Annotated in this window: 16 protein-coding genes; 11 read left to right on the forward strand and 5 right to left on the reverse strand. The window is 69.1% G+C overall.

The window, feature by feature from the left end; translation table 11 throughout:
* Entirely contained in the window at positions 1-957 is a 957-nt protein-coding gene (locus tag ACAM58_RS16810; protein ID WP_369663123.1) for a threo-3-hydroxy-L-aspartate ammonia-lyase, read from the reverse strand.
* Positions 958-1,071: 114 nt separating this feature from the next.
* On the opposite strand from ACAM58_RS16810, the gene ACAM58_RS16815 reads away from it, so the two are divergent.
* The 5 genes from ACAM58_RS16815 (at position 1,072) to ACAM58_RS16835 (ending at position 5,760) form a co-directional block, all read left to right on the forward strand.
* Positions 1,072-1,776: a GntR family transcriptional regulator gene (locus ACAM58_RS16815; RefSeq protein WP_012748568.1), complete on the forward strand. Its 705-nt coding sequence runs from the start codon at positions 1,072-1,074 to the stop codon at positions 1,774-1,776.
* Positions 1,773-2,648, forward strand: a complete 876-nt coding sequence (locus ACAM58_RS16820; protein ID WP_369663124.1) for a phytanoyl-CoA dioxygenase family protein — start codon at positions 1,773-1,775, stop codon at positions 2,646-2,648. The genes ACAM58_RS16815 and ACAM58_RS16820 overlap by 4 nt, the downstream gene beginning before the upstream one ends.
* A 4-nt stretch (positions 2,649-2,652) precedes the next feature.
* The gene (locus ACAM58_RS16825; RefSeq protein WP_369663125.1) at positions 2,653-4,014 is read left to right on the forward strand and encodes an NAD(P)H-dependent oxidoreductase; all 1,362 of its coding nucleotides are present in this window, start codon (positions 2,653-2,655) and stop codon (positions 4,012-4,014) included.
* Positions 4,015-4,162: 148 nt separating this feature from the next.
* On the forward strand, positions 4,163-4,534 hold the full coding sequence (locus tag ACAM58_RS16830; RefSeq protein WP_369663126.1) for a YciI family protein: 372 nt from the start codon (positions 4,163-4,165) through the stop codon (positions 4,532-4,534).
* On the forward strand, positions 4,531-5,760 hold the full coding sequence (locus ACAM58_RS16835; protein WP_278876029.1) for an RNA polymerase sigma factor: 1,230 nt from the start codon (positions 4,531-4,533) through the stop codon (positions 5,758-5,760). The genes ACAM58_RS16830 and ACAM58_RS16835 overlap by 4 nt, the downstream gene beginning before the upstream one ends.
* 19 nt (positions 5,761-5,779) lie before the next feature.
* On the opposite strand, the gene ACAM58_RS16840 is transcribed toward ACAM58_RS16835, so the two are convergent.
* The gene (locus ACAM58_RS16840; RefSeq protein WP_369663127.1) at positions 5,780-7,183 is read right to left on the reverse strand and encodes a serine hydrolase domain-containing protein; all 1,404 of its coding nucleotides are present in this window, start codon (positions 7,181-7,183) and stop codon (positions 5,780-5,782) included.
* A 100-nt stretch (positions 7,184-7,283) separates the two neighbouring features.
* Between ACAM58_RS16840 and ACAM58_RS16845 the strand changes: the two genes are divergently transcribed.
* The gene (locus tag ACAM58_RS16845; protein WP_369663128.1) at positions 7,284-9,887 is read left to right on the forward strand and encodes an FtsX-like permease family protein; all 2,604 of its coding nucleotides are present in this window, start codon (positions 7,284-7,286) and stop codon (positions 9,885-9,887) included.
* A gap of 387 nt (positions 9,888-10,274) precedes the next feature.
* Positions 10,275-11,240: an IS110 family transposase gene (locus ACAM58_RS16850; RefSeq protein ID WP_369663129.1), complete on the forward strand. Its 966-nt coding sequence runs from the start codon at positions 10,275-10,277 to the stop codon at positions 11,238-11,240.
* A gap of 428 nt (positions 11,241-11,668) precedes the next feature.
* Here the strand turns inward: ACAM58_RS16850 and ACAM58_RS16855 are convergent, their stop codons facing one another.
* On the reverse strand, positions 11,669-14,212 hold the full coding sequence (locus tag ACAM58_RS16855) for a penicillin acylase family protein (protein WP_369663130.1): 2,544 nt from the start codon (positions 14,210-14,212) through the stop codon (positions 11,669-11,671).
* A gap of 99 nt (positions 14,213-14,311) precedes the next feature.
* Between ACAM58_RS16855 and ACAM58_RS16860 the strand changes: the two genes are divergently transcribed.
* From ACAM58_RS16860 to ACAM58_RS16875, 4 genes are all read left to right on the forward strand, one after another.
* Positions 14,312-15,388: a PLP-dependent cysteine synthase family protein gene (locus ACAM58_RS16860; RefSeq protein WP_369663131.1), complete on the forward strand. Its 1,077-nt coding sequence runs from the start codon at positions 14,312-14,314 to the stop codon at positions 15,386-15,388.
* Complete coding sequence (locus ACAM58_RS16865) at positions 15,388-16,461, forward strand: lipocalin-like domain-containing protein (RefSeq protein ID WP_369664496.1); 1,074 nt, start codon at positions 15,388-15,390, stop codon at positions 16,459-16,461. Before ACAM58_RS16860 ends, ACAM58_RS16865 begins: the two co-directional genes overlap by 1 nt.
* Positions 16,462-16,560: 99 nt before the next feature.
* A complete protein-coding gene (locus ACAM58_RS16870; protein ID WP_062366454.1) occupies positions 16,561-17,016 on the forward strand; it encodes a hypothetical protein in 456 nt (151 codons plus the stop codon).
* Between the two features lie 84 nt (positions 17,017-17,100).
* Positions 17,101-18,936, forward strand: coding sequence for a bifunctional UDP-sugar hydrolase/5'-nucleotidase (locus ACAM58_RS16875; RefSeq protein ID WP_369663132.1), 1,836 nt, complete (start codon positions 17,101-17,103; stop codon positions 18,934-18,936).
* A 47-nt stretch (positions 18,937-18,983) separates the two neighbouring features.
* Here ACAM58_RS16875 and ACAM58_RS16880 read toward each other — a convergent pair whose 3' ends face one another.
* Together ACAM58_RS16880 and ACAM58_RS16885 are read right to left on the reverse strand one after the other, a co-directional pair.
* Complete coding sequence (locus ACAM58_RS16880) at positions 18,984-19,970, reverse strand: branched-chain amino acid ABC transporter permease (RefSeq protein ID WP_369663133.1); 987 nt, start codon at positions 19,968-19,970, stop codon at positions 18,984-18,986.
* Positions 19,971-19,975: 5 nt separating this feature from the next.
* The gene (locus ACAM58_RS16885) at positions 19,976-20,851 is read right to left on the reverse strand and encodes a branched-chain amino acid ABC transporter permease (protein ID WP_369663134.1); all 876 of its coding nucleotides are present in this window, start codon (positions 20,849-20,851) and stop codon (positions 19,976-19,978) included.
* Positions 20,852-20,928 lie beyond the last annotated feature (77 nt).

Below are 20,928 nucleotides of genomic sequence, written 5' to 3' on the forward strand. Positions count from 1 at the left end.
CTACGCGAGCAGCGCCGCGTAGCGCGAGAGGTCGACGTTGCCGCCGCTGACCACGATGCCGATGCGCTGGCCCGCGATGGCCTTGCCCGCAGCAATGGCGCCCGCAAAGGCGAGGCAGCCGGTCGGCTCCACCACGGTCTTCATGCGCTCGGCAAAGAAGCGCATTGCATCGACGAGCTGCGGGTCGGTCACGGTGAAGATGTCGTCCACGTCGCGCTTGATGATGCCGAAGGTGTACTGCCCCAGGTGCTGCGTCTGCGCGCCGTCGGCAATGGTCTTGGGCGTTTCGATGTGCACGATCTTTCCCGCGCGCAATGATTGCTGGCCGTCGTTGCCCGCCTCGGGCTCCACGCCGTAGACCTTGCAACCGGGCGCCAGCGCGCGCGCCGACAGCGCCGAACCCGACAGCAGCCCGCCGCCGCCCAGGCACACGAACAGCTGGTCGAGCGGACCGGTCTCCTCGATGAGTTCCTTCACCGCCGTGCCCTGCCCCGCGAGCACGTCCGGGTGGTCGTAGGGCGGGATCATCGTCATGCCGCGTTCCTGTGCGAGCCGCTTCGTGAGCGCCTCGCGGTCTTCGGTGAAGCGGTCGTACATCACCACTTCGGCGCCGTAGCCCTTCGTGGCCGCAACCTTGGCCGCGGGCGCGTCCTTGGGCATGACGATCACGGCCGGCATCGACAAGAGCCGGGCCGACAGCGCAATGGCCTGCGCATGGTTGCCCGAAGAGAACGCGATCACGCCGCCCTTGCGCTGCGCGGCGTCGAACTTCGACAGCGCATTGAACGCACCGCGGAACTTGAAGGCACCCATGCGCTGGAAGTTCTCGCACTTGAAGAAGAAGCTGGCGCCCCAGCGCTCGTCGGCCGTCTGCGATTGCAGCACAGGCGTGCGGTGGGCGTGGCCCTTGAGCCGCGCGGCCGCGGCGATGACGTCGTCGTAGGTAGGTAGTTGCATGGGCCGAGCTTAGCGGCGGGTTACCTTCTTTTGCAGCCCCCATGGGTAAAAACCCGGGATACGCGGCGGCTCCGGATTCCGTACTCTGTATACAGAGTTCAAGGAAAGCCATCCATGCCCGCCCAGCTCGTCAGCATCGAAGCCGCGCCCGACCTCGTCGACCAGGTCTACCGCGCCCTGCTCGGCGCCATCAGCAGCGGCGCGCTGGCGCCTGGCGAGCGGATCACGCAGGAAGACATCGCGCAGCGCCTGTCGGTGTCACGCCAGCCCGTGCTGCAGGCGCTACGCCTGCTCAAGAAGGACGGTTTCGTGCACGATGCGCCCGGCCGCGGCGTGCTGGTGGCGCCGCTCGATGCCGACTGGATGCGCAAGGTCTACCAGGTGCGCGGCGCGCTCGACGTGCTGGCCGCGCGGCTCGCGGCCGCACAGCGCTTTCGCATCGACCCCAGGCTGCTGGAGCGTGGCCGCCGTGCGGCGCGCGGGCGCAATGTCGAAGCCATGATCGATGCCGACCTGGCCTTCCACCAGGCCATCTACGAGGCCTCGGGCAATCCGCTGATCGGCCAGAGCGCCGGTCAGCACTGGCGCCACCTGCGCCGCGCGATGGGTGCGGTGCTGCAGGCCGAGCCGCAGCGCGAGACGCTCTGGGACGAGCACGAAGCCATCGCCGCCGCCATTGCGGCCGGCCATGCGCAGCGCGCCGCGCAGCTGAGCGAGGAACACGTCGCCCGGGCCAGCGAGGCACTGGGCCGGCGGCTCGCGCAGCAGCTCGCGCGCACCGCATCCACCACCCCCACCCGCAAAGGAGACAAGGCATGAAGTTGACCCCCGAGCAACGCGCGCAGTTCGAGCGCGACGGCTACCTGTTCTTTCCCGGCCATTTCTCGCCCGAAGAAACCAGGGCGCTGACCGATGCGGTGCCCGACCTGTACAGCAAGCGCGCGGCCTTCAACGTGCGCGAGAAGGGCTCGGATGCGGTGCGCACCAACTTTGCCGCGCACCTGATCAGCGAGCCCTTCGCGCGGCTCGCGCGCCATCCGCGCATGGTGGAGCCGGTGATGGACCTCTTCGGCGAAGAGGTCTACATGCACCAGTTCAAGATCAACGGCAAGATGGCGTTCGAAGGCGACGTATGGCAGTGGCACCAGGACTACGGCACCTGGCTCAACGACGACCTGATGCCCACCGAGCGCGCAATGAACGTCGCGATCTTCCTGGACGAGGTGAACGAGCACAACGGCCCGCTGATGTTCATTCCGGGCAGCCACCGCAAGGGCGTGGTGGATGCGAAGCACGACCTCACGACCACCAGCTATCCGCTGTGGACGGTGGACAACGACCTGATCCGGCAGCTGGTGGACCGCGCTGGCGGCAAGCATGGAGGCATCGTCTCGCCCAAGGGGCCCGCCGGCTCGATGATCCTGTTCCACAGCTGCCTCGTGCATGCCTCGGGCAGCAATCTTTCGCCGTTCAACCGTGTGGCGGTGTACCTGAGCCTGTGCGCTGTCAGCAACCACATCCGGCGCCACAAGCGGCCCGAGTACATCGCGCACAGAAACTTCGCGCCCATCGAGCTGCTGCCCGACGACTGCCTGCTCAAGCCCTACCCGGTCGAGGTGCCGTGGAAGAACGGACTGCCCGAGAGTGCCCTGCAGACCTCGCTCGAAGTCCTCGACACCGCGGAGGCCTGACGCCATGAGTCTCTACGCCCGCCTGCAGCAGCGCGCCGCCGAAGGCCGCCCCATCCGCATCGGCCTGATCGGCGCCGGCAAGTTCGGCTCGATGTACCTCGCGCAGATTCCGCGCACGCCCGGCGTTCAGCTGGTGGCGATTGCCGACCTCTCGCCCGCGGCGGCGCGCGCCAACCTCGAGCGCGTGGGCTGGAACCCGGAGCGCGCCGCGGCGGGTTCGGTGCAGGAAGCCCTGAAGACGGGCAGCACCTGGATCACCGACGACTGGCAGGCCGTGACGCGCGAACCCGCCATCGACATCGTGGTCGAGTGCACCGGCAACCCGGTGGCGGCCGTCGAGCATTGCCTGGATGCGTTTGCGCATGGCAAGCACGTGGTCAACGTGACGGTCGAGGCCGATGCCTTCTGCGGCCCGCTGCTCGCGCGCCGCGCGCAGCAGGCCGGCGTGGTCTATTCACTGGCCTTCGGCGACCAGCCCGCGCTGATCTGCGACCTGGTCGACTGGGCGCGCACCTGCGGCTTTCCGGTGGTCGCGGCCGGACGCGGCCACAAGTGGCTGCCGCACTTCACCGAATCGACGCCCGAGACCGTCTGGGGCAACTACGGCCTGACGCCCGAACAGGCGCTGCGCGGCGGCCTCAATCCGAAGATGTTCAACAGCTTTCTCGACGGCTCCAAGCCGTCCATCGAAAGCTCGGCGGTGGCCAACGCCACCGGGCTCACCGTGCCTTCGGACGGCCTGCTCTACCCGCCCGCGAGCGTGGAGGACATTCCCTTCGTCACGCGCCCCCGGAGCGAAGGCGGCGTGCTCGAACGCAAGGGCATGGTCGAGGTCATTTCCTCGCTCGAGGCCAACGGGCGAAAGATCCCCTACGACATCCGCATGGGCGTGTGGGTCACGGTCGAGGCCGAGACCGACTACATCAAGAACTGCTTCGAGGAATACAACGCCCACACCGACCCGAGCGGGCGCTACTTCACGCTCTACAAGCGCTGGCACCTGATCGGCCTGGAGGTCGGCATGTCGGTGGCCAGCGTTGCCTTGCGCGGCGAGCCGACCGGCGTGGCCACCTGCTGGAACGCCGACGTGGTGGCCACGGCCAAGCGCGACCTCGCTCCCGGCGAAATGCTCGACGGCGAAGGCGGCTACACCGTCTGGGGCAAGCTGCTGCCGGCCGAGCGCTCGCTCGGCCTGGGCGGGCTGCCCCTCGGGCTCGCGCACAGCGTCAAGCTGGTGCGACCGGTGAAGAAGGGCCAGAGCCTCTGCTGGGCCGACGTGGCCATGGACACCTCGACCTCCGCCTATCGGCTGCGAAGCGAGATGGAGGCCATGTTCGCCCCCGCCGCGCAGGCCAAGGCGGCCTGAAAGCCTAGGTAGCGCAACCGTTGCGCCGAACGGCAATCGCGTAAAAAATCATCTGCTCGACACGGACGCCGTGTCGAAATGACCGGCTGCGGGCCGTCATTGTGGTGAGCGATCCTGCTCAGCCTCTTTTCCACGATGGAGAGACACCATGCAGTACATGTTGATGTTCTATCAGCCCGCGGCCGAATTCGAACAGCGGAACGACGCGTCCTCGCAGGCCTACCGGGCCAGCTGGGTGGCGTATGCCGATGCGGTGCGCCAGTCGGGCATTTCGCTCGGCGGGCACGGCCTCCTGCCGCCGATGACCGGCACCACGCTGCGCGTGCGCGGCGACAAGCGCCAGGTGCAGGACGGCCCCTTTGCCGATACCAAGGAGCAGCTCGGCGGCTACTTCGTGGTGGACGTGCCGGACCTCGATGCCGCGCTCGAATGGGCGGCCCGCGCGCCCTGCGCGGCCAGCGGGGGCGTGGAGGTGCGGCCGGTCTTCGCGGCCACGGCCATCGCGGCGGCCACACCGTGAACCACCCGGCGGCTCACCAGGCCGCCGAACGTGCGGCGCGCGAGTCGTACGGCCGCCTGCTGGCCATCCTGTCCGCGCGCACGCACGACATCGCCGCATCGGAAGATGCGCTCGCCGAGGCCTTCGCGCGCGCACTGGAGCGCTGGCCGGCCGACGGCATTCCCGCACAGCCCGAGGCCTGGCTGCTGAGCGTGGCGCGGCACCGCAAGCTCGACGCCTGGCGCCACAGCCGCGTGCAGGACGATGCGACGCAGTCGCTGCTGCTCTTGGCCGGCGAGATGGACGACGCCCCTGAGGGCGCGGCCGTGCCCGACGAGCGGCTGCGCCTGATGTTCGTCTGCGCGCATCCGGCCATCGATGCGGCGGCGCGCGCGCCGCTGATGCTGCAGACCGTGCTCGGGCTCGACGCGGCCCGCATGGCCGGTGCCTTTCTCACCGCGCCTTCCACGCTGGGCCAGCGGCTGGTGCGGGCCAAGGCACGCATCCGGGCCGCTGGCATTCCCTTCGAGTACCCGCAGGCGCGCGAACTTCCGCAGCGGCTGCAGGACGTGCAGGGCGGCATCTACGCCGCCTACGGCACCGGCTGGGACGACGTCGACGGCGCCGACGCCCTGCCGCGCGGCCTCACCGCCGAGGCCATCGACCTCGGCCGCATCCTGTGCAGCCTGATGCCCGATGAGCCCGAGCCGCTGGGCCTGCTCGCGCTGATGCTCTTCTGCGAAAGCCGCGCCGCGGCCCGGCGCAGCGAGGCCGGCGCCTACGTGCCGCTCGACCAGCAGGACCCGCTGCGCTGGAACCCCGACCTGCTCGCGGAGGCCGAACGCTGCCTGCGCCGGGCCTCGGAGATGAAATCGCTCGGCCCCTACCAGCTGGAGGCCGCCATCCAGTCGGCCCATTGCGAGCGCCGTGTGGGTGCGCCCGTGCCGCCCGAAGTGCTGGTGTCGCTCTATGAAGGACTGCTGGCGCTGCGGCCCAGCATCGGTGCCCAGGTCAGCCTGGCCTGCGCACTGGCCAATGCGCGCGGCCCCGACGTCGGCCTGCGCGCGCTGGAGGCCATGCCGGCGGCCGAGGTGCAAAGCTACCAGCCGTTCTGGGCCGCCCGCGCGCACCTGCTCGCAGCCGGCGGTGCGCGCGCCGCGGCACGCCAGGCCTACGACCGCGCGATCGGCCTCAGCAGCAACGCCGCCGTGCGCGCCTACCTCAACGCAATGTCGGAACGGCTTTGATCTTCTGGCGCCGGAGCGGTCAATCCTGCGGAGCGGCCACCGCCTCGCCCATCCTCTGCGCATCGAGCCGGCTGCCGCCCTGCGCCAGCGTCACGCCGACCACCGCGTTGCCTTCGCCGCGCCGGAAAGTGACTTCGGCGCCGATGGCCGTGACCGCGAAGCGGTCGCTGCCGATGGGCGTGAGCGCGTTGTAGCCCCAGCCCGCCTCGCGCACCAGCAGGCGGCCGCTGCGCACCGCAAAGCCCAGCGTCTTGGCCCTGTTGATGCGGAACTCGCCTTCGTAGTCCGCAAGGCGCTGCGGATCGATCGGCACCGGGGCGGTCGGCACCGGATAGCGGCTCTTGCCGATGGCCAGCATCACGGACTGAAGCGACGCGCGCGCATTGCTGCCGAGCACGATCAGCGCTTCTGCGGTGTCGGGCGCAAGCAGCCACAGCGTGCGGTAGCCCTCGGTCACGCCGGCGTGGTAGTAGGTGCGCCGGCCGCCCTCGGGGCCGCGCACCATCACCGCATAGCCGATCTCGGCGCCTTCGTAGCGCGCGAGCGGCGTGAGCATGCGCACGGCCGCGGGGCCCAGCGGACCGCTGGCGCCGGCGAGGATCGCGCGGCTCAGCGTGAGCATGTCGGCCGCCGTGGAACGCAGCGCGCTGGCCGGCGCATAGGCCGCTATGTCGAGCAGCTGCTGGCGACGGTCGCCGGCAAAGGCCGGTGCCATGCGCGAGGCCTTGTCGCCGAGCTGGATCACCGTGTCGTTCATGCCCAGCGGCTCGGTGATGCGCGCGCGCACCAGCTCGCCCCAGGTGGTGCCGAGCCGTTCGGCCAGGACCTGGCCCAGCAGCGCCATCCCGAAATTGCTGTACGCCGCTTCGCAGGGCGGCGCCGGCGCCGTGAGCCGGATGCGCGACAGCGCATCCCAGAACGCCGCCTTGTCGAAGGCACGGAACTGCGCGGCCAGCGCGGGCCCGCCGGCCACGCCATCGGCCATCACGGGCATGCAGCCGGTGTGGGTCACGAGTTGGCGCAGCGTCACGGAGGCCACCGCGGGAGAGAGCGGCGACGCCAGCCTGCCGGCGAGCAGCTGGCCCACGGTGTCGTCGAGCTTCACCTCGCCACGCTCCACCGACTGCGCCAGCAGCAGGCCCGTGAACACCTTCGTCACGGAGCCGATCTCGAACATCGGCTGCTCGGCGCTGTTCGGCTCGATGGCGCGCGGCGCCGCAGCGGGCTCCGGGTTGTGCGCCATGCCATAGGCGGCGTTGCCGCCGCGCAGCACGCCGACCACCAGCGTTCCCCTTTCGGCGCCCAGCGCCGTCTTCGCGATGGCGGCGGGTTCGCTGGCCAGGGTGATGGGCAGCGGCTGTGTCCATGCGGCGGCGGCCGGCAGCAGGGCAGCAAGCCAGGCGGCCGTCCATCGGCGGGCCAAGGCGGAGCAAGAAAGCCGCATCGTGGAATTCCCCAGGCATCGAAGAGGCGCCATGGTGCCACGGCCGCGGAACTTCGCGCGCGCCGGCCACAATCGCGGCATGCGTGCCTTGCTCTCCACCTTCTCATGGCAGGAACTGCGCCACCATCCCTGGCGCAACGCCGCGGCCGTGCTGGCCGTGATGCTGGGCGTGGCGCTCGCGTTCTCGGTGCAGCTGATCAATGCTTCCGCGCTCGATGAATTCTCGAGCGCCGTGCGCTCGGTCAACGGCCAGCCCGATCTCGAAGTGCGCGCCGTGCAGGGCAGCTTCGACGAAGCGGTGTTTGCACGGCTCGCGCAGCATCCGCAGGTGGCGCTCGCGAGCCCGGTGCTCGAATTCCAGGGGCTCGCGCTGGCCGGCGAACGCCAGCTGCCGATGCGCGTGATCGGCATCGATGCGCTGGCGCTGCCCACCATCGCGCCGGCGCTGATGCCGCAGCCCGGCAGGAACGCCGCGCGCTTTGCGATGCTCGCGCCGGGCCATGTGTTTCTCAACGCGGCGGCGCGCAGCGCGCTCGGGCTCCCGGCCGAAGCAACAGAAGGCCGCGTGGAGACGGTGCAGCTGCGCACGGGCGGCGGCGCCTGGCAGCGGCTCGAGGTGGCAGGCCACGTCGCCGCCGGCGGCGCGGCGCTGGCGGTGCTGGACATCGGGGCCGCGCAGGACCTGTTCGACAAGCTCGGCCAGCTCAGCCGCGTCGACCTGAAGCTCGCTCCCGGCACCGACCGCACGGCCTTCACTGCATCGCTGCAGCATTCACCGGGCTGGCCTGCCGGCCTGCAGTTTGCCGAGCCCGGCGATGCGGCCGAACGCGTGAGCAATCTCTCGCGCGCCTACCGCGTCAACCTGACGGTGCTCGCGCTGGTGGCGCTTTTCACCGGGGCCTTCCTGGTGTTCTCGGTGCTCGCGCTCAGCGTGGCCAAGCGCGCGCAGCAGTTCGCGCTGCTCGGTGTGCTGGGCCTGACGCCGCGCGAGCGCTTGCGCCTGGTGCTGGTCGAATCGCTGGTGCTGGGCCTGATCGGGAGCGCCGCCGGCCTTGCGCTGGGCACGGCGCTCGCGGCCTTCGCGTTGCGCGTGCTCGGCGGCGACCTGGGCGGCGGCTACTTCGAGGGCGTGGCGCCCACGCTGCACTGGAGCAGCGGCTCGGCGCTGCTGTACGGCGGGCTCGGCGTGCTCGCGGCGCTGGTGGGTGGCTGGTGGCCCGCGCGCGCGGCGCAGGCGCTGCCCGAAGCGCAAACGCTCAAGGGCCTGGGCGCCGCACCCGTGCAGAGCCGCAGCCACTGGCCCGCGCTCGGCCTCATTGCCGCCAGCGCGGCACTGGCCAACATGCCGGCTGTCGGCGGCATTCCGATAGCGGCGTATCTCTCGGTGGGCTGCCTGCTGGTGGGCGGCATCACCGCGCTGCCCTGGCTCATTGCGCTGCTGTACGACCGCGTCGCGCCTGTGTTCGCAGAGCGCGTGCTGCCGATGCTGGCCATCGAGCGCGCACGGCGCATGCGCGGCACCGCGGCCGTGGCGGTGAGCGGCGTGGTCGCGAGCCTGAGCCTTGCAGTGGCGCTCACGGTGATGGTGGCGAGCTTTCGCGATTCGGTTACGCATTGGCTCGACGTGGTGCTGCCGGCCGACCTCTATGTTCGTGCCACCTCGAGCGGCCGCTCCGGCAATTCGGGCACCCAGAGCAGCAGCGACACGGCCACCTTCGCGCCAGCCTTCGTGCAGGCGCTGGCACGGCTGCCGGGCGTGGAACGCATCGGTACGCTGCGAACCCGCTCGCTGCAGCTCGACCCCGCACAACCCGCGGTCACGCTGATCGCGCGAAGCCTCGAGGGCGGCGCCTCACAGGCGCTGCCGCTCGTGGGCCCCGCGCTGCCGGTGCCCGCCGGCCAGGTCGGCATCTACGTGAGCGAACCGATGGTCGAGCTGTATGGCGCGAAGCCGGGTTCGCTGTTCACGCCGCTGTCGTCGGCATTGGCCACCACGAACGCCGCCCCAACTGCGTTCTTCGTCGCGGGCGTGTGGCGCGACTATGCGCGGCAGTTCGGCGCCATCACGATGGACGCGCGCGACTTCGAGCGCCTGACGGGCGAACGCAACGTGAGCGACGTGTCACTGTGGCTCGCGCCCGGCACGTCCGAGGGCGCGGTGCAGGCCGCGGTGCGCGAGCTGGCGGCCCGCGGCGGCTCCGATTCGACTGCGACGAACGTCGAGATCTCGTCGGTCGGACAGATCCGCGCCACCTCGCTGCGCATCTTCGACCGCAGCTTTGCGGTGACCTACTGGCTGCAGGCCGTGGCCATTGCCATCGGCCTGTTCGGCATTGCCGCGAGCTTCAGCGCGCAGGTGCTGGCGCGGCGCAAGGAGTTCGGACTGCTCGCGCACCTGGGCTTCACGCGGCGGCAGGTGCTGGCGGTGGTGGCCGGTGAAGGCGCGGCGTGGACCGCGATCGGCGCCGTGGCGGGGCTCCTGCTCGGGCTCGCGGTGTCGGTGGTGCTGGTGAAGGTGGTCAATCCACAGAGCTTTCACTGGACGATGGATCTGCTGGTGCCCTGGGGACGGCTGCTGGTGCTCTGCGCTGCCGTGGTTGCCGCGGGGACGGTCACTGCGTGGCTGGCGGGGCGGGCTGCTGCGGGGAGGGATGTTGTTTTGGCTGTGAAGGAGGATTGGTAGAGGTTTGGTTTCGGGGCCGGGTCTCGCCCCGGCGGGCGACTCACTTTCTTTTGCTTCGCCAAAAGAAAGTAAGCAAAGAAAAGGCGACCCCTACTGTCTGCGTCCCTCCGCTTCGCTACGGGAAACCTGCGGTGCTCGATTCCGGCGGGGGTCCGCAGAACTCGCTTCGCTTGTATGTTTGGGTGTCGGGGTGGAGGGACTCGCTTCGGATTCGGCCGCGGCAGCGGACCGACAGTTTTGAGATTTCTCCCGCCCCACCTTCCAACGTCGATCAGGAACTGAGCGGCGCTGCACCTGGCGGTGCAACGACCACCGATCTGAAGGCAAGCCAACGTGGCAGGTGGGCTGCACCCCGACACGACAAATTGTCCAATCGGAGGTGTTGTCATGCAAGAGCCCACCCTGTGCATCGGCGTGGATGTGTCCAAGGCCGAGCTGGTCATCGCCATGGGACCAGAGCGACGACCGTGCAGTGTCGCCAACGACGCTGTGAGTATCTCGAACTGGCTTCGAGCGATTCCGGCGCATGCGCTCATCGCCATGGAGTCCACGGGCCGCTATCACACTCTGTTGGCGCACCTGGCAAGCCAGGCCGGATTGAAGGTCTATGTGCTCAATGCGCGCGACGTCTACTTCTACGCGCGTGCCTTGGGCACCCGGGCCAAGACCGATGGCGTGGACGCCGGGGTGATTGCCCGGTATCTCGTCGAGCATCGTGCCCGGCTGCACCCCTGGCAACCTGGCAGCTCGTTGCAGCAACGGTTGCAGGATCTGCTCGCGCGCCGAGCCCAGGTGGCCACGCATCGATCGGCCTTGCGCCAGGTCTTCACAGGAATCGATACGAAGGGCATCGAGACTGCAAAACTGCAGGCGGCATTCGACGCCTTGCTGCAGTCGATGGACCAGCAGGTCCAAGCGTTGATCGCCAGCGATGCGCAGATGGCCCAGGGATGCGAGCGTCTGCGCACGATCACCGGCATCGGCCCGCAGACTTCGGCGTTGCTCGCCACGCTGCTGAGCCGCTTCGACTTCGCCAACGCAGATGCACTGGTGGCCTACAGCGGCCTGGACCCACGCCCCAACGACTCCGGCACCAAACGCGGGCGACGTCGCCTGAGCAAGAAGGGCCCACCGCTGCTGCGCCGGCAGATGTATCTGGCGGGCTTCGCCGCGAGTCACAGCAAGGCCCTCAAGCCGCTGTACCAGTCGATCCGTGCCAAGGGCTTCGCGACCACCGCGGCGCTGATGATTCTTGGGCGCAAGCTGTTGCGCGTGGCATTCGCTATCTGGAAGGGCAACGAGGTGTTCGATCCAGCTCGATTGATCCCTAAAACTGACTTGCAAAAAACATAGAACCTCAAACAGCTGCGGCCCTGATCCCGCCTCCATCTGCGCTCCTCGGCGCATACAGAAGGGGTGGGAGCGGGCGGCCTTCGCTCTCGCTCGGCCCCAAGACCAACAGCCCAACTCAATATCAACCACCGCAGGCGCTACGCGCCTGCGGTGGCTTGGTGGCCGAGCGAAGCAAAGGCCCGTGTGGTTTGCCCTCCCCTCTGTATGCGCCGAGGAGCGCAGCGTTTCGCGGATCAGGGCTCGCAGCTGTTTGAGCCGAAGGCGAGTTCTGCGAGACCCCGCGAAACGCGAGCACCGCAGGTTGCCCGTAGCGCAGCGAAGGGTCGCAGACAGTGGGGTCGCCTTTTCTTTGCTTACTTTCTTTTGGCGAAGCAAAAGAAAGTAAGTCGCCCGCCGGGGCGAGACCCGGCCCCCGAACCCCAAAAAACCTAAGGCAAAGAAGGCATCAACCGAACCCTCTCCACCGTCTCCCTCTCCACCGCCCCCCGGCTATAAACCAGCGGCACATACTTCCCCTCGAGCCAGAGCGGCGCCAGATCCCGATAGTGCGGACTGTCCGGATCCCCCGACTGCCCCGGCGTATTGATCGCCCGCGAGGCATCCCAATTCCCCACGTCCAGCACCATCCGGAACGAAGCTCCCGACGTGAGCTTGTAGTCATTGGCGCGGTAGCTGGCCGCCATCGGCGTGAACGCCGAGCCCGACATCGGCCAGTCGCCGACTTCCAGCTTCTTGCGCGTGGCCGCATCGACCACGCCGCCGAGCGGATGGCGGAACTCCGCGCGGTGCAGCGCGCCCCACTTCCACGCCGACATGTCGGGCCCGAGCTTGGCCGTGAGCTCCTGCATCGCGGGCGGCAGGGTTTCGAGCAAGAGCGCATCGCGCTGTGCATCGCTCACCCAGCCGAAGGGGTTCTCCAGCAGCAGCAGCATGCGCGTGTTGTCCCCGGGTGCTGCCAGCGAGGCCGCGGCTTCGCCGGCACCGGCCTTGAGCACCGCCGCGCGCAGCGTCTTGGCGTTCCACACTTCGTACAGCGCAGCGGCGGCGCTGTCGCGGTCCATGGTGCCGTCCCAGCCTTGCAACAGCCGCAAGCCGGCGGCCGTGCGGGCATCGTCGCTGCGCAGGCCGGCCAGGAGCTTGAGCAGGCGCTGGGCCGGCGTGGCGACGATGTCGTTCTGCATGCGCTCCGAATCCTCGAGCGTGAAGCGCGAACCCGAGGCGGCCTTTTTCTCGAACAGCTCCTTGAGGCGGCGCGCACGCGCACCGTCGCTCCATTCGTAGCCGATGCCCTTCTTCGCGGCCGGATGGTCGGGCGGGATGTTGTTCTCGTTCGCGGTCACGACGTAGCCGCGCGCGGGGTTGAACTCCGAGGGCAGTTCGTCGCCGTTGCGAAAGCCCGACCACTCGTAGCGGCCATCGCCCGGCACCGGCATGAGGCCGTCCCAGTTGGGGCGGATCGGCGTGAGGCCGCCCGGTATCCAGCCGACGTTGCCGTTGCGGTCGGCATAGACCTGGTTCTCGCCGGGTGCGCCCCAGCGGTTCATGGCGGCGCGGAACTGGTCCCAGTTCTGCGCGCGCATGTAGTCCATCGAACCGAAGTACGGCGCCATGCCAGGCTCCAGCCACGCGGCCCGCAGCGCGAAGGCGCGCCGCTTGCCGGGCTCGGACAGCAGCACCGGGCCGTGCCGCGTGAAGGTGTTGACCACCTCGCGCGGCGCGCTCTCGCCGCGCACGGCAATGCGCTCCGTGACGCGGGTCATCGGCTCCCATCGGCCCTGGTAGCGGTACTCGTTCGGGTTCCGGGGATTGAGCTGGTACACGTACAGGTCTTCCTGGTCCATGTAGAAGCGCGTGAGGCCGAAGGCGATGGTGCCGTTGTGGCCGATCGAGAGGCCCGGCAGGAAGGGTTCGCCGGCGCCGATCGCGTCCATGCCGGGCGCGCTGAGATGCGCCATGTAGCGCAGGCTCGGCGCGCCGTGGGCGCGGTGCGGATCGTTGGCAAGGATCGGGCGCCCGGTGGCGGTGAGCTTCGGCGCGATGACCCAGTTGTTGCTGCCATAGGCGGCCGTCGGATCGCCTTGCAGTGCCTGCTGCCGCTCTTTCTCCTCCTCGGCACTGCGTGCTGCAGCTTCGGCGCTGCCGGGCTGCAGGAGCGCGGACGCGGTCGCCGCCCCGGCAAGCCGTGTGTTGTCCTTGGTGAAGCGCGGCGGCTCGGTGGCGCGCAGGTAGGCCGCGCGCAGTTCGGCCGCCGGCAGGGTGCAGGGGTCGAACCCCACGGGCACCTTGGGCGTGACCGGTGGATCGAGCTCGCGGCGCAGCCAGTCGGCCTTGATGCCCTGGCCGCCGGCACAGAAGGCGCGCGCCCGGTCGATCTCGGACGTGAAGTTGAGCGTGAGGCCGTGATGGCGGATGCGCACCACGTCCTCGGCCGACCAGGTCGACGGCTGGTAGCCCAGCAGCGCGAACTCCTTCGGCAGCAGCGCCGGCTGCGCACGCACCTGCGCCACATAGGCGTTGACGCCGGCCGTGAAGGCCTCGGCCACGCGCTTGGCATCGGAGCCGTAGGCCAGCCATTCGCGGTACATGTCGCCGCGGTAGAGCACGGCACGCGCGGCGCGGTCGCTCTCGACCCAGGCGGGGCCGAAGTCCTTGGCCATCTCGCCAAGGCCGCGCTTGCGCCAGAGATCCATCTGCCAGAGCCGGTCGCGCGCGGCAATGAAGCCCTGCGCAACGAAGGCGTCGTAGAGCGTGCCGGCGTAGAGATGCGGCACGCCCCAGCGGTCGATCAGCACCTCGGCGGGCTTCTCCAGGCCGGGCACCGCGAAGGACGACGGCGCGCGCGGCGGCGTCTGCACATCGGGTGGTCCGGATGCGCAACCCGCGAGCACCAGGGCCGCGAGCGCCGTGGCGCCAATGGAATGCCTTTGACCTAACGAACGCCGCGACGTGGGGCGCAGGTGTCTTGTTCTCATGCGTCTTGTCTCCTGCCGGGTGGAATTTGGCAGCGCACAGTATCCCGATTTGCGCGTTCGCTGGGTGCTGCGAGGGATGACTTGTAGACTTCCTCCTACATGCAGCAAACACCCTCCTCTTCCTCCTGCAGCGGCTGGCTCGGCGGCGCGATCCGCCGCATCGAGGCCGACTACCAGCGCAGCGCCGACACGCACCTGATCCCGCTGCCGCTGCCCGCGCTCGCCGCGGCCGGCATCGACCTGTACCTGAAGGACGAATCGACCCACCCCACCGGCAGCCTCAAGCACCGGCTCGCGCGTTCGCTCTTTCTCTATGCGCTGTGCAACGGATGGGTGCGCGAGGGCACCACCATCGTCGAGGCCTCGAGCGGCTCGACGGCGGTCAGCGAGGCCTACTTCGCGCGGCTGCTGGGCCTGCCCTTCATCGCCGTGATGCCGCGCAGCACCTCGCCCGAGAAGGTGGCACAGATCGCCTTCTACGGCGCGCGCTGCCACTTCGTCGACCATGCGGCGCAGGTCTACGAGGAAGCGCACGCGCTCGCCGAGCAGACCGGCGGCCACTACATGGACCAGTTCACGTACGCCGAGCGCGCCACCGACTGGCGCGGCAACAACAACATCGCCGAAAGCATGTTCCAGCAGATGGCGCGCGAGCGGCATCCGGTGCCGGCGTGGATCGTGGTGGGCGCAGGCACCGGCGGCACCAGCGCCACCATCGGGCGCTACGTGCGCTATCGCTGCCACGACACGCAGGTGTGCGTGCCCGATCCCGAGGGCTCGGTGTTCTCGGCCTACCACCGCAGCGGCGACGCCACGCTGACCGCGGCGGGCTCGCGCATCGAAGGCATCGGCCGGCCGCGCGTGGAGCCGAGCTTCATCCGTTCGCTGGTCGACCGGATGATCGAAGTGCCCAATCTCGATTCGGTGGCCGCCATGCACGCGCTCTCGGCGCTGCTCGGCCGCAAGGTGGGCCCGTCGACCGGCACCAACTTCGTCGGCATGCTCGCCATTGCCGGCGAGATGCGTGCGGCCGGCCGGCAGGGCTCCATTCTTTCGCTGCTGTGCGATGCGGGCGAGCGCTACCTGCCGAGCTATCACGATGCCGCCTGGGTGCAGAACGCGTTCGGCGACATCGGCCCGGCGCAGCAGCGCATCGACGCACTGGTTGCGGGGTGATGCCGCCGGCAGCGCTCCAAGGGTTCTCGCGCCGCAGCCTTTTGCTCGCGGCGCTGGCCGCCGCGCCCGCAGGCTGGGCGCTGCCCGCGCGCACGCTGCAGTTCCCGCGCGACTACGGCAGCCACCCCGACCTGCAAACCGAGTGGTGGTACATCACGGGCCACGCGAAGACCCCGGCGAGGCGCGAGTTCGGCTTCCAGGTGACTTTCTTCCGTTCGCGCGTCGATGCGGCAGAGGGCCTGCGCTCGGCCTTCGCGGCCAGGAACCTCGTGTTCGCGCATGCGGCCGTCACCGACCTCGAAGGCCGCGTGCTGCTGCACGACCAGCGCATTGCGCGCGCGGGCTTCGGCGTTGCATCGGCCAGCGAAGCCGACACCGACGTGCGCCTGCGCGACTGGTCGCTGGTGCGCAGGGAGGACGGCAGCTATTCGGCGCGCATCCCGGCCGGCGAGTTCTCGCTCGACCTGCGCTTCACGCCCACGCAGCCGGTGCTGCTGCAGGGCAAGGCCGGGCTCTCGCGCAAGGGGCCGGACGAAGCGCAGGCGAGCTACTACTACAGCGAGCCGCAGCTGCGCACGCAGGGCCGGCTCGCGCTCAAGGGCCAGGCCTTCGACGTCGGCGGCACTGCCTGGCTCGACCACGAATGGAGCGAGGCGCTGATGCACCCCGAGGCCGTGGGCTGGGACTGGATCGGCATGAACCTGGACGACGGCAGCGCTCTCACCGCCTTTCGCCTGCGGCGCCGCGACGGCAGTGCGCTATGGGCCGGCGGATCGTTTCGCACGCGCGATGGCGCGCTGCGCGTTTTCAACAATGACGAGGTGCGCTTCGACGGCGCGGATACGTGGACCAGCCCGCGCACGCAGGCCAAGTACCCGACCCGATGGCGCGTGCAGACGCCGTCGGGCAGCTTCGAGGTGCGCGCGCTGCTCGACGACCAGGAGCTCGACAGCCGCGGCTCCACCGGCGGGGTGTACTGGGAAGGCCTGAGCGACCTCGTCGATGCGCAAGGCCGCCGCGTCGGCCGGGGCTACCTCGAGATGACCGGCTACGCCGCACCGCTGCGGCTCTGAGGCCGCGCAGCAGCCCTGTGCGGCTGTCATCACACCGTCATGCCGGGCCCCTGAACTCGGCACTCGACGTTTGCACGATGGTCGTGCGCCAAGGCTCGAATGAACAGACGACTCCGGCTCATCGCGCTGCTGATGGCGCTGCTGGCCGCGGCAGGCGCCGCGTGGGTGTTCGCGGCCGCGCGGCCGGCCCCATCGGCAACGAACGCAGCGCTTGAAATCCGCTGGCACGGCAACGGCATCGTGCTGCAAGGCGCGGTCAGGGATGCCGCCACGCAGCGCGCGCTGGTGGACGGCGCGACCGCGCGGCTCGGCGGCGAAGCCGACCAGGTGGTGGACTGGCTCGACATCGTGCCCGCGGCGCTGCCCATCGCGGACGCCGCGTCGCTCGCCAGCCTGATCCGCATCGGGCAGGAGGGCTGGCACCTGCAGCGACGAGCCGCGGAAGGATGGCTGGCCGTGCAGTCGCCCGGCGACGCGCAAAGCGCCCAGGCGGGCGAATTGCTGCAGCGCGCCTTCGGCCCCGGCGTGGCCATCCGCGTGGTTCCCCTGCCCTGATCACGCTTCCTGCGCGGGGCGGTCATGGCGACGTCATCTGCCATGTCCAGCATGCGCTGCATTCCATCCAAAGAGGAGAGGCTCATGCACGCATCGTTGAAACATCTCGCCCTGGCGGGGGTGGTTCTGGCCACCTTGTCCGCATGCGGCGGAAGCAGCCATTCGAACAACGGGTTCATTCCGTTCCTCCCGCCGCCCGCACCGGCGCCGGCACCGCCCCCTGCGCCGGCGCCCGCCGCGCCCGGCAGCATGGACGTGAAGCTCATCGCCTTCAACGACCTGCACGGCAACCTCGAGCCGCCCCGGCTTTCCATCACCGCCCCGGCGAACGGCGGCGGCACGGTGCCGGTGCCCGCCGGCGGCGCCGCCTACCTCGCTTCGGCCATCGCATCGCTCAAGGCGAAGAACGAGAACAACGCCGTGGTCTCGGCCGGCGACATGATCGGCGCCTCTCCGCTGGTGTCGGCGCTGTTCCTCGACGAGCCGACCATCGAGGCCGTGAACGCGATGAAGATCGACTTCAATGCGGTCGGCAACCACGAGTTCGACAAGGGCCAGACCGAGCTCCTGCGCATGAAGAACGGCGGCTGCGCCAAGAACACGCCGCTGGAGCCCTGCCGCGTGAACAAGGCCTTCCCGGGTGCCAACTTCGGCTTCCTGGCGGCCAACACCGTGAAGACCGACGGCACCACGCTGTTCCCCGCCACGGGCATCAAGAGCTTCACCAAGGACGGCGCCACGGTGAAGGTCGCGTTCATCGGCATGACGCTCAAGGGCACGCCCAGCATCGTGACGCCGGCCGGCGTCGCTGGACTGAGCTTCAAGGACGAAGCCGACACGGCCAACGCGCTGATCCCGCAGCTGAAAGCCCAGGGCGCCGACGCCATCGTGGTGGTGGTCCACGAAGGCGGCACCACCACCGTGGGCTACAACGACAAAAGCTGCGCCGGCCTGAGCGGCGACATCCTGCCGATCCTCGACAAGCTCGACGCCTCCGTCGACGTGGTGATCTCGGGCCACACGCACCGCTCCTACACCTGCGACTACGGCAAGACCAACCCGGCCAAGCCCTTCCTTTTGACCAGCGCCGGCCAGTACGGCACCCTGCTGACCGACATCAACCTGACGATCGACACGCGCACCCGCAAGGTCACGGCAAAGTCGGCCGACAACGTGATCGTCCAGGGCGAGGCCTACACCAGCGGCGCAACCACGGTGGCGCTGACCGACCAGTACCCCGTGTTCGGCAAGAACCAGGAAGTGGCCGCGCTCGTCAGCCAGTACCTGTCCGTCGCGGCGCCGCTGGTGCAGCGGGTGGTGGGCACGCTCTCCGGCCCCGCCACGCGCACGCAGGTGGCCTCGCGCGAAAGCGTGCTGGGCAACCTGATCGCCGATGCGCAGCTCGCCGCCACCAGCGCCAGCAACAAGGGCGGCGCGCAGATCGCGTTCATGAATCCGGGCGGCGTGCGCGCCGACCTGGTGCCGGCCGGCGACGGCAGCGTGACCTATGGCCAGATCTTCAGCGTGCAGCCCTTCGGCAACAGCCTGGTGGTGAAGACGATGACCGGCGCGCAGATCAAGGCCTTGCTCGAGCAGCAGTTCAACAGCGGCAGCAACACGGTCGCCTCGCCAAGGGTGCTGCTGCCTTCGCGCAGCCTGAGCTACAGCTACAGCCTTTCGGCGCCCGCGGGCTCGCGCATCAGCAACATGGCGCTCAATGGAACCGCCATGACCGACGGCGCGAGCTACCGCGTGACGATGAACAGCTTCCTGGCCACCGGCGGCGACAACTTCACGGTCTTCAACCAGGGCACCGACACGCTCGGCGGCGACCAGGACGTGGACGCCCTCGAGGCCTACATCAAGGCGAACAGCCCGCTCGCGCCGCCCGCGGCCAACCGCATTACGGCGCTGCCCTGAGGGGGGCCAGAAACGAAGAAGGCGGACAGAATCCGCCTTGTTTCGCTTCAGGCCTTCTTGCCGCGGCGCCGGTCGATGAAGGCGATGACCTCGCCCATGATGCCCCTGCGGAACGCCAGCACGCAGATCACGAAGATCAGGCCCGTGACCATGGTGACCGACTCGCCCAGCGTGTTGAACCAGTCGACGCCGGTGAGGTGCGCCATGAAGCTGCCGAAGTCGCCCACCTTGTTCTCCAGCAGCACCACCACCGCCGAGCCCACCAGCGGGCCCGACAGCGTACCCAGGCCGCCCACCAGCGTCATGAGGATCACGTGGCCCGAGGCGGTCCAGTGCACGTCGCTCAGCGAAGCGAAGCCGAGCACCAGCGTCTTGAGCGAGCCGGCCAGGCCCGACAGCGCGGCCGAGATCACGAAGGCCAGCAGCTTGAAGCGGTTGACGTCGTAGCCGAGCGAGATGGCGCGCGGCTCGTTCTCCTTGATGCCCTTGAGCACCTGCCCGAACGGCGAATGCACGGTGCGCGCAATGAGCAGGAAGGCCGCCACCACGATCACCAGCGCAACGTAGTACATCGTGAGGTCGTCGCGCAGGTCGATGAGGCCGAAGAGCTTGCCGCGCGGCACGCTCTGCAGCCCGTCCTCGCCGCCCGTGAACGGTGCCTGCAGCGCGACGAAGTACATCATCTGCGCGAGCGCCAGCGTGATCATCGAAAAATAGATGCCCTGGCGGCGGATGGCCAGCCAGCCGAACACCAGGCCCAGCAGCGCGCCGGCCAGCGTGCCCATGACGAGGCCGAGCTCGGGCGTGAAATGCCAGACCTTGAGCGCCTGGCCCGTGAGGTAGGCCGAGCCGCCAAGGAACGCGGCATGCCCGAAGGACAGCATGCCGGTGTAGCCCAGCAGCAGGTTGAAGGCGCAGGCAAAGAGCGCAAAGCACAGCACCTTCATCACGAACACCGGATAGAAGCCGATGAAGGGTGCGGCGACGAGTGCCAGCAGCAGCACCCCGTAGACGACGAGCGATATTTTCTTCATGGACTTCACTTCTCGCTGCCGAACAGGCCCGCCGGGCGGATCAGCAGCACCACGACCATGATCACGAACACCACGGTGGCCGAAGCCTCCGGGTAGAACACCTTGGTCAGGCCCTCGATCACGCCGAGCCCCAGGCCCGTGAGGATGGCGCCCATGATCGAGCCCATGCCGCCGATCACGACCACCGCGAACACGATGATGATGAGGTTCTGCCCCATCAGCGGCGAGATCTGGATCACCGGCGCCGCGAGCACGCCGGCAAAAGCCGCCAGCGCTACGCCGAAGCCGTAGGTCAGCGTCACCATCAGCGGCACGTTGACGCCGAAGGCCTCCACCAGCCGCGGGTTCTCGGTGCCGGCGCGCAGGTAGGCACCGAGCCGCGTCTTTTCAATTGCATACCAGGTGGCAAAGCACACCACCAGCGACGCCACCACCACCCACGCGCGGTAGTTGGGCAGGAACATGAAGCCCAGGTTGGTGCCGCCGCTCAGCGCCTCGGGCGTGCTGTAGGCCAGGCCAGAGACGCCGTACACCGAGCGGAAGCCGCCTTCGATCAGCAGCGTGAGGCCCAGCGTGAGCAAGAGGCCGTAAAGGTGGTCGAGCTTGTAGATCCAGCGCAGCAGCAGCCGCTCGATCAGCACGCCGAACAGGCCGACGATGACCGGCGCCACCACCAGCATGACCCAGTAGTTGACGTTGAAGTAGTTCATCGCCATCCACGACAGCACCGCCCCCATCATGAACAGCGCGCCATGCGCGAAGTTGATGACGTTGAGCAGCCCGAAGATCACCGCCAGCCCCAGGCTCAGGATCGCGTAGAACGACCCGTTGACCAGCCCCAGCAGGAGCTGGCTCAACAGGGCAGGCATGGAAATATTCATCGTGAATGGAATCGAGGTTCAGAAAGGAGGCAGCGGCTTCGCGCGGGGGCGCCGCGTACGGCCGCCTCCCGCTCAGG

Origin of the sequence: Variovorax sp. V116 (assembly GCF_041154435.1) — a bacterium.
GTDB lineage: Bacteria > Pseudomonadota > Gammaproteobacteria > Burkholderiales > Burkholderiaceae_C > Variovorax > Variovorax paradoxus.

What these genes read in the sequence shown, in the direction of transcription:
- ACAM58_RS16810 (WP_369663123.1), bottom strand. Translation starts at nt 957, where the DNA reads ATGCAACTACCTACCTACGACGACGTCATCGCCGCGGCCGCGCGGCTC.
- ACAM58_RS16815 (WP_012748568.1), top strand. Translation starts at nt 1,072, where the DNA reads ATGCCCGCCCAGCTCGTCAGCATCGAAGCCGCGCCCGACCTCGTCGAC.
- ACAM58_RS16820 (WP_369663124.1), top strand. Translation starts at nt 1,773, where the DNA reads ATGAAGTTGACCCCCGAGCAACGCGCGCAGTTCGAGCGCGACGGCTAC.
- ACAM58_RS16825 (WP_369663125.1), top strand. Translation starts at nt 2,653, where the DNA reads ATGAGTCTCTACGCCCGCCTGCAGCAGCGCGCCGCCGAAGGCCGCCCC.
- ACAM58_RS16830 (WP_369663126.1), top strand. Translation starts at nt 4,163, where the DNA reads ATGCAGTACATGTTGATGTTCTATCAGCCCGCGGCCGAATTCGAACAG.
- ACAM58_RS16845 (WP_369663128.1), top strand. Translation starts at nt 7,284, where the DNA reads ATGCGTGCCTTGCTCTCCACCTTCTCATGGCAGGAACTGCGCCACCAT.
- ACAM58_RS16850 (WP_369663129.1), top strand. Translation starts at nt 10,275, where the DNA reads ATGCAAGAGCCCACCCTGTGCATCGGCGTGGATGTGTCCAAGGCCGAG.
- ACAM58_RS16855 (WP_369663130.1), bottom strand. Translation starts at nt 14,212, where the DNA reads ATGAGAACAAGACACCTGCGCCCCACGTCGCGGCGTTCGTTAGGTCAA.
- ACAM58_RS16860 (WP_369663131.1), top strand. Translation starts at nt 14,312, where the DNA reads ATGCAGCAAACACCCTCCTCTTCCTCCTGCAGCGGCTGGCTCGGCGGC.
- ACAM58_RS16865 (WP_369664496.1), top strand. Translation starts at nt 15,388, where the DNA reads ATGCCGCCGGCAGCGCTCCAAGGGTTCTCGCGCCGCAGCCTTTTGCTC.
- ACAM58_RS16870 (WP_062366454.1), top strand. Translation starts at nt 16,561, where the DNA reads ATGAACAGACGACTCCGGCTCATCGCGCTGCTGATGGCGCTGCTGGCC.
- ACAM58_RS16875 (WP_369663132.1), top strand. Translation starts at nt 17,101, where the DNA reads ATGCACGCATCGTTGAAACATCTCGCCCTGGCGGGGGTGGTTCTGGCC.
- ACAM58_RS16880 (WP_369663133.1), bottom strand. Translation starts at nt 19,970, where the DNA reads ATGAAGAAAATATCGCTCGTCGTCTACGGGGTGCTGCTGCTGGCACTC.
- ACAM58_RS16885 (WP_369663134.1), bottom strand. Translation starts at nt 20,851, where the DNA reads ATGAATATTTCCATGCCTGCCCTGTTGAGCCAGCTCCTGCTGGGGCTG.